5 protein-coding genes and 1 tRNA gene are annotated in these 7,045 nt (G+C 61.6%); 5 read left to right on the top strand and 1 reads right to left on the bottom strand.

All coding sequences use genetic code 11. From position 1 onward, the window contains the following. Positions 1–92 precede the first annotated feature (92 nt). On the bottom strand, positions 93–959 hold the full coding sequence (locus KVP70_RS26560; RefSeq protein ID WP_217945415.1) for a substrate-binding periplasmic protein: 867 nt from the start codon (positions 957–959) through the stop codon (positions 93–95). 208 nt (positions 960–1,167) lie between these two features. On the opposite strand from KVP70_RS26560, the gene KVP70_RS26565 reads away from it, so the two are divergent. The 5 genes from KVP70_RS26565 (at position 1,168) to KVP70_RS26585 (ending at position 6,868) form a co-directional block, all read left to right on the top strand. Next, positions 1,168–1,380: a hypothetical protein gene (locus tag KVP70_RS26565; RefSeq protein ID WP_217945416.1), complete on the top strand. Its 213-nt coding sequence runs from the start codon at positions 1,168–1,170 to the stop codon at positions 1,378–1,380. A gap of 9 nt (positions 1,381–1,389) precedes the next feature. Beyond that, positions 1,390–2,085 (top strand): DUF3334 family protein, encoded by a 696-nt coding sequence (locus tag KVP70_RS26570; RefSeq protein WP_217945417.1) that lies wholly within the window; start codon positions 1,390–1,392, stop codon positions 2,083–2,085. Between the two features lie 123 nt (positions 2,086–2,208). Continuing rightward, a complete protein-coding gene (locus tag KVP70_RS26575; RefSeq protein WP_217945418.1) occupies positions 2,209–4,224 on the top strand; it encodes a methyl-accepting chemotaxis protein in 2,016 nt (671 codons plus the stop codon). Between the two features lie 316 nt (positions 4,225–4,540). Then, the gene (locus KVP70_RS26580) at positions 4,541–6,727 is read left to right on the top strand and encodes a TonB-dependent receptor (protein ID WP_217945419.1); all 2,187 of its coding nucleotides are present in this window, start codon (positions 4,541–4,543) and stop codon (positions 6,725–6,727) included. A 65-nt stretch (positions 6,728–6,792) separates the two neighbouring features. After that, positions 6,793–6,868 (top strand) — tRNA-Asn (locus tag KVP70_RS26585). Positions 6,869–7,045: the final 177 nt, after the last annotated feature.

Consider the following 7,045-nt stretch of genomic DNA (forward strand, 5'->3'; position numbering starts at 1 on the left):
CCAGAATACGAAGGGCCGCATGCAAATGCGGCCCTTTTTGTTATTGCCGGGCCGGTTGTGAGGGCGAATGCAGAGCAATCGGGACTACCCCGCTATTTATCCTGCCGCAACGGCGGGAAGAGGAAGTGCTCGGGATGTTGCCGTATCATCTCCGCCGTCTGCGGCGACAGCAGCGGATTGGGCAGCTGAAACACCAAGCGGTTCTTCATATTGTTGGCGATCAGCGATTTGCTCCAGCGCTTGTCGAAGATCGCGTTGAAGCTGCCATCCTCCATCATCAGCCGCAAGCCTTTCTCGATGCGCGCGGCCAGCGCCTTCTTTTTCGGCGTGACAAAGAAAAACACCGGCGCCGGGTAGGCGATCGCGATATTCTTTTCGATGATCAGGTCCGGGTCCCGCTGCTTGGCCAGTTCTTCTTCGACCTCGTTCGCGCCCAGCGAGATGCCGTCAAAACGCTTGGCCTTGAGCATGCGGAACAGGGTCTCGTAAGAGGACGAGGTGACGACATGCAGCCCGGCGGCGGTTTTGATGGCGGTGTCCGGCCAATCCAGACCTTGCCCGATGCTGATGGTCTTCAGGTCGTCGAGGGTCTTGATGCGGTCGAATTTGCCCAGCGTATCCTTGCGGATGATCAGCAGCCTGCTGCCGAGCAAGCCTTTCATCAACGGAATGCGGACGGTGATCACGCCTTGCTCGCGCGCTGTCGAGGTCATGCTCCAGTAGATAACCAGGTCCTCGCCGGTCCGCAGCATCGCAAACGCGCGGTCCTGGTTCATCCGGGTTTCCACCCTGCGCCATTGGTCGGGCTCGGGGCCGGGCGTTCTGGCCAGCGCTTCGGTCAGCAGTTCGAGGATGTAACCCGCCCAAGGCTCGCGCTGGCTGAACTTGGACACGCTCAATGGTTCGGCGCCGACGCGCATGCACATCAAGCTGACCAGTAGTGCAAGAATTATTCGCATTGTTATGTCTCCCTGCTGAGCCGATTATAGGGCTACTTGGTGGGCCAGTGGTGGCCGGCGTGCGGCGGCGGGGGGCGCTTGGCGTGAATTTTCGGCGTGGGGCTTTTTGCATTTTGGCACGCAAATCTCACCGAAATGCGCGATTCCGGTGGACGGGAATCTTGCACCTCGGTATTCTGAATCTTATTTCTGGCCGGAAGGAAAAGCGATGGTCATCTCAGCCGAAGCGGTCGATCGGGTGCAAAGGGTGCGTGAACTGGAGCGCGAAGTGGCGCTGTTGCGCAGCACCCTGGCCGCCCTGCCGGCCGGCGGCAGGGACCAGGAATGGAAAGATGAGGTCGTCCGCTTGCTGAGCGAAGTGGTCTTGTTCCGTCTCTCGCTGGACCAGGAAACTGTGCTTTCATCTTGTAAAAATAACTAGAGGTAGATCATGAGCGAGGAAAACAAGGAAGTTGTGTACGGGACCGAAGACTTGTTGATGAGTCTGTGCAACTCGGTGACCCGGGTCCTGAACGTCGCCACCCAGAGCAAGGTCAATTATTCCGGCATGGTGCAGCGGATCACCAAGACCGGCCTCAAGCCCGATATCGGCTGTTTCGTGCTGTTCGACGGCGGCTTCACCGGCCTGGTGGTGCTGAACTTCGCGGCCGACACGGCCATGGAAATCTACGAACGCTACATGTTGCACATGGGCATGCCGAAGTCCGAGCTGGCCAGTTCCCATACGTCGGACGAGGTGTCCAACATCATGGGCGAGCTGATGAACCAGATCGTCGGCGACTTCACCGGCAAGGTGCGGCGCGAGCTGCAAACCAACATCACGCAGAACCAGCCGAAGATGCTGGTGCTGACCAAGCAGGTGATGCTCAGCGTGGACACACCGCTGGATCGCCCTGAGATGCGGCGCGTCACGTTTTATACGGAAAAGAGTAATATCTTTTATCTCGAGCTGGCCATCGATCGAACCGAGTTCATCCGTTTGCACGACTTCGACTCCAGCGAGGTCACCGATACGGACGCGCTGATGGATCTGGAGCGCGGCAACCAGGGCGGCGGATCTACCGCCCCGTCTGCATCGGCGGAGGATGAAGCCAACGATGAGCTGCTGAGGTCGTTGGGCATGTAGGCGATCTGCGACTTGTGCTATTAAAGCCACCACGACCGCCCGGGATGAGACTATGATCAAAAGCAACGGGCCGTAGTTTGCCGGCGGGCGCGGCCCGGTGACTTACACACACGGAGGCGCGACATGGACAAGCACACTCTTCTTGGCAGCCTGCGGCTCGGGCACAAGTTCCTGATCCTGAGCCTGATCGCGGTGATCCTCGCCAGCATCCCTACCTGGCTGTACATGCGCGAAGCGGGCAAGGGGCTGGATGCTTACCTGGACGAGCGCGCCGGCATGCCGGCCGTGGTGGGCGGCCTGCGCATGGTGCAGCTGACCCAGCAGCATCGTGGCCTGTCTGCCCTGGTGCTGGGCGGCGCCACCTCGGACGAGAAGCGCGCGGCCAAGCAGCAGGAAGCCGACAGCGCCTACGCCGCCACCGACGCCCTGGTCAAAACCCTGCACGACCCCGTGCTCGATGCCGCCTGGTCGCAGGCGCGCAGCGACTGGCAGACTTTGCGTTCCCAGGTGTCGTCGAAGAGCCTGACGGTGCCACAAAGCTACGCCGCACACACCGCGCTGGTGCCCAAGCTGCTGAAGGTGAACGACCTGATCGGCGACTACTACGGCCTCAGCCTTGATCCCGACCGCGACACCTACCAGCTGATCCAGGCCATGTTTTATCAGTTGCCCTATCTGTCCGAGGAGCTCGGCAAGACCCGCGCCAAGGGCGCCGGTCTGCTGGCGAAGAAGGACGCCACCCCGGCGGACCGCCTGTTGTTGTCGTCCATCGTCGCACGCGTGACGGACCGGTTGGACCAGACGCTGACCGCCTTCGGCAAAGCCGCCCGCTACAACCCGGACTTCGAGACCACGCTGGCGCCAGCCATGCGCGAGGCCGCCCAGGCCGCCACCAAGATCACCGAGCTGGCCGTCCATGAGATCGTGCAGCCGGAGGCGCTGACCTATTCGGCGGAGAATTACGTGGCGCTGTCGACCCAGGCCATCGACCTGCAGTTCGCGCTGAACGCGGTCGCCAGCAAGCAGCTGGACGCCTTGCTGGACGAGAAGATCCGCGCCTTCTACACCACCCGCTGGATGATGCTGGGCGCCATGTTCGGGCTGCTGGCGCTGGCCGGCTATGTGGCGCTGCTGATATCGCGTTCGGTGACGCGGCCATTGAGCAACGCCATCGCCGTCGCGCAAAGCGTTGCGCGCGGCAACCTGGTGAGCGACTTCGACGTCGGCGCGCCCAATGAGGTGGGGCAGGTGCTGCGCGCGCTCAAGGACATGAACGACAGCCTGCGCGGCATCGTCGGCGACGTGCGGGGCAGTATCGACCATATCAGCGCCGCCACGCGCGACATCGCCAGCGGCAACGCCGATGTGTCGGCGCGGCTGGAATCGCAGGCCTCCAACCTGGAGGAGACGGCCTCGTCGATGGAGCAGCTGACCTCCACCGTCAGGCAGAACGCCGACAACGCGCGCCAGGCCAACCAGCTGGTGATCAGCGCCGCCGATGTCGCCAGCCGCGGCGGCGAAGTGGTGTCGCAGGTGGTGCAGACCATGGGCGAGATCAACGATAGTTCACGCAAGATTGTCGACATCATCGGCGTCATCGACGGTATCGCGTTCCAGACCAACATCCTGGCGTTGAACGCCGCCGTGGAGGCGGCACGCGCGGGCGAGCAGGGCCGCGGCTTCGCCGTGGTCGCTTCCGAGGTGCGCAACCTGGCGCAGCGCTCGGCCGCAGCCGCCAAGGAAATCAAGGAGCTGATCGGGCGCAGCGTCGAGAAGGTCGAGGTCGGCAATCGGCTGGCCGACCAGGCCGGCGAGGCGATGGGCGAGATCGTCAGCAGCGTGCAGCGCATCACCATCATCATGTCGGACATCGCGACCGCCTCGGCCGAGCAGGGCGCCGGCATCGAGCAGGTCAACGACGCGGTGACCCAGATGGACGACATGACCCAGCAAAACGCCGCCCTGGTCGAGCAGACGGCGGCGGCCTCCGCCAGCCTGGAAGAGCAAACCCAGGCCCTGGTCCAGGCGATGAGCCGCTTTGTGCTGGGCAATGAGAAACCGGCCACCGCCGGCGTCGCGCCCCGGCCGGCGGCAAGACCTGTTGTGCAACAACAACGTCTGGCGATCCGGCATGGCTGAATTGTAAGCGTGATCGATCTGTCATTCATGCCGGTGCGGCGGGCTGTCTAGCCTTTTATTATTCAGTCCGCCCTCCTGAGGCACCAAATTTCTAACAGTAAATTCCCATTTGCTTATATTGCTCTTGCAATACCTGCTATCAATGAAAGAAAATACCGCCTTTCTGCAAGACGGTGCATTCTAGACATCGAAAAACGGCCTCACATCCGCTTGCACCGCCACGGACACATTAGATGACCGGGTGGTATCAAAAAGAAAGAGAGAACAGGAGACACTGTTTTTAACTCTTTGCCTTACCTCAAAATCGGGAAATTGAATGATCAAACTGTCGAAGATGCACAAGCGCCTGCTGGCGCTGAGCGCCGTTATGCCTATCGGTAGCGCCATGGCGCAAACCGCCGCCCAGCCGCAACTGGAAACCGTCACCGTCACCGCCCAGCGCCGTGCCGAAAACATCAAGGACGTGCCGGTCTCGGTCACCTTGTTGAAGGACGAGAAGCTCGACGTGCTGCTGTCCGGCGGCCAGGATATCCGTGTGCTGGCAGGCAAAGTGCCATCGCTGAACGTGGAGTCGTCGAACGGCCGCACCTTCCCGCGCTTCTACATCCGCGGCTACGGCAACACCGACTTCAGCACCTTCGCTTCGCAGCCGGTGTCGCTGGTGTATGACGACGTGGTGCAGGAAAACGGCATCCTGAAAGGTTACCCGATGTTCGACGTGGCTGGCGTGGAAGTGCTGCGCGGCCCGCAGGGCACGCTGTTCGGCCGCAACACTCCGGCCGGCGTGGTCAAGTTTGAATCCGAAAAGCCGAACACCAAGAAGGTCGAAGGCTATTACAACCTGTCGTGGGCGACCCACAACACCATCAACGCCGAAGGCGCCGTCAACCTGCCGCTGAGCAGCGAATGGGCGATGCGCGTATCGACGCTGCGCCAGCACCGCGACAACTTCGTCGACAACACCTTCACCAAGCAGAACGATGCGCTGGAAGGCTACAACGAACACGCCGAGCGCGTGCAGTTCCTGTACACCCCGAGCACCACCTTCAACGCCTTGTTCAACGTGCACTCGCGCACCACCGACGGCAGCGCCCGTCTGTTCCGCGCCAACCTGATCAAGAAGGGCAGCAACGACTTCACCGACGGTTACAGCTTCACCAAGATCGCCACCAACGGCCAGAACACGCAGAGCCTGAGCACCAACGGCGCCAATGCCCGCCTGAGCTGGGACCTGGGCGCGGTCAAGCTGTTCTCGATCACCGGCTACGAAGCCGTGGACAACTACTACAGCCGCGGCGACATCGACGGTGGCAGCCCGGCCGGTCCTGGCTTCATTCCCTTCCAGGTGCAGACCGGTGGAGGCCTGAGCGGCCTGCATCAGTACACCCAGGAAGTCCGCGTCGAGTCGAAGAACCCTGGTCCGCTGAACTGGCAGAGCGGCGTCTACTACTTCAAGGAAAGCGCCAGCGGTTACAGCGACAACTTCGACAGCAACACCCAGCTGCAGACCACGCACCTGGCCAGCCACCAGAACAACACCGCTGCGGCAGTGTTCGGCTCGCTGACCTATGACGTGTCGGACCAGCTGGTGCTGCGCGGCGGCCTGCGCTACACCCACGACAAGAAGGACTTTGCCACCACCTCGCGCGTCAACGTGACGCAGACCGGCCCTGATTCGGTCGACGAGAGCAAGAACAAAGCCAACTGGGACATGAGCGCGACCTACAAGATCAACAAGGACGTCAACGCCTATGCCCGCGTAGCGACCGGCTTCCGCGCGCCAAGTATCGCCGCCGCTTCGGCGTCGGTGCCGATCACCGTGGCCGATGCGGAAACCATCGTGTCGTACGAGGCCGGCATCAAGGCCGACCTGTTCAACCGCCGCGCCCGCGCCTCGGTCAGCATCTACAACTACGACGTGAAGAACCAGCAGCTGACCGTGGTCGGCGGCACCTCCAACGTGACCAAGCTGATCAACGCAGCCAAGACCGTCGGCCGTGGCCTGGAAGCGGACTTCGAAGCCTTCGTGACGCCTGACTTCAAGGTCACCGCCGGCGGTTCGTACAACTTCACCAAGATCGAAGATCCCTCGCTGTCGGTCGCCAAGTGCGGTTCGTGCACCGTGACCGATCCGCTGAACGCGGCAGGCCGCGTCAGCATCGACGGCAACCCGCTGCCGCAAGCACCCAAGGTCATCCTGAACGCCACCGCGCGCTACAACTGGGCGCTGGCCGACGGCAACCTGTTCGTGCTGACCGACTGGGCTTATCGCAGCAAGATCAACTTCTTCCTGTACGAAGCCAAGGAATTCACCGGCAAGGCCATGGTGGAAGGTGGTCTGCGCGTGGGTTACAACTGGCAGGGCGGCAAGTATGAAGTGGCAGCGTTTGGCCGCAACATCACCAACACCGAGCGTATCGTCGGCGCGATCGACTTCAACAACCTGACCGGTTTCGTCAACGAGCCGCGCCAGTTCGGCGTGCAGTTCAAGGGCAGCTTCTGATTTTTTGGAAATTTGCCTGCTAGCCTAGACAGCTAGAAATTGGCCGTATATAATGCGGCCTCTTTTCCCTGATAGCTCAGTTGGTAGAGCGACGGACTGTTAATCCGCAGGTCCCTGGTTCGAGTCCAGGTCGGGGAGCCAGAATTCAAGCAGCACCAAAAAAGGAGCTCCATGCCCAGGCATGGAGCTCCTTTTTTATGTGCGCCCGGCAGGGCGCACTCACTTGGAGGTGAAAGTCCTCTACTCGCCCGGCGAGGGGAAGAGTTAGCTGAACGGCAAGGGTGTCGCGGGCGACCGCGAATCTGGAGGAAGCCGAAG

Source organism: Duganella violaceipulchra (genome assembly GCF_019166075.1).
GTDB classification, from domain to species: Bacteria; Pseudomonadota; Gammaproteobacteria; order Burkholderiales; family Burkholderiaceae_D; genus Rugamonas; species Rugamonas violaceipulchra.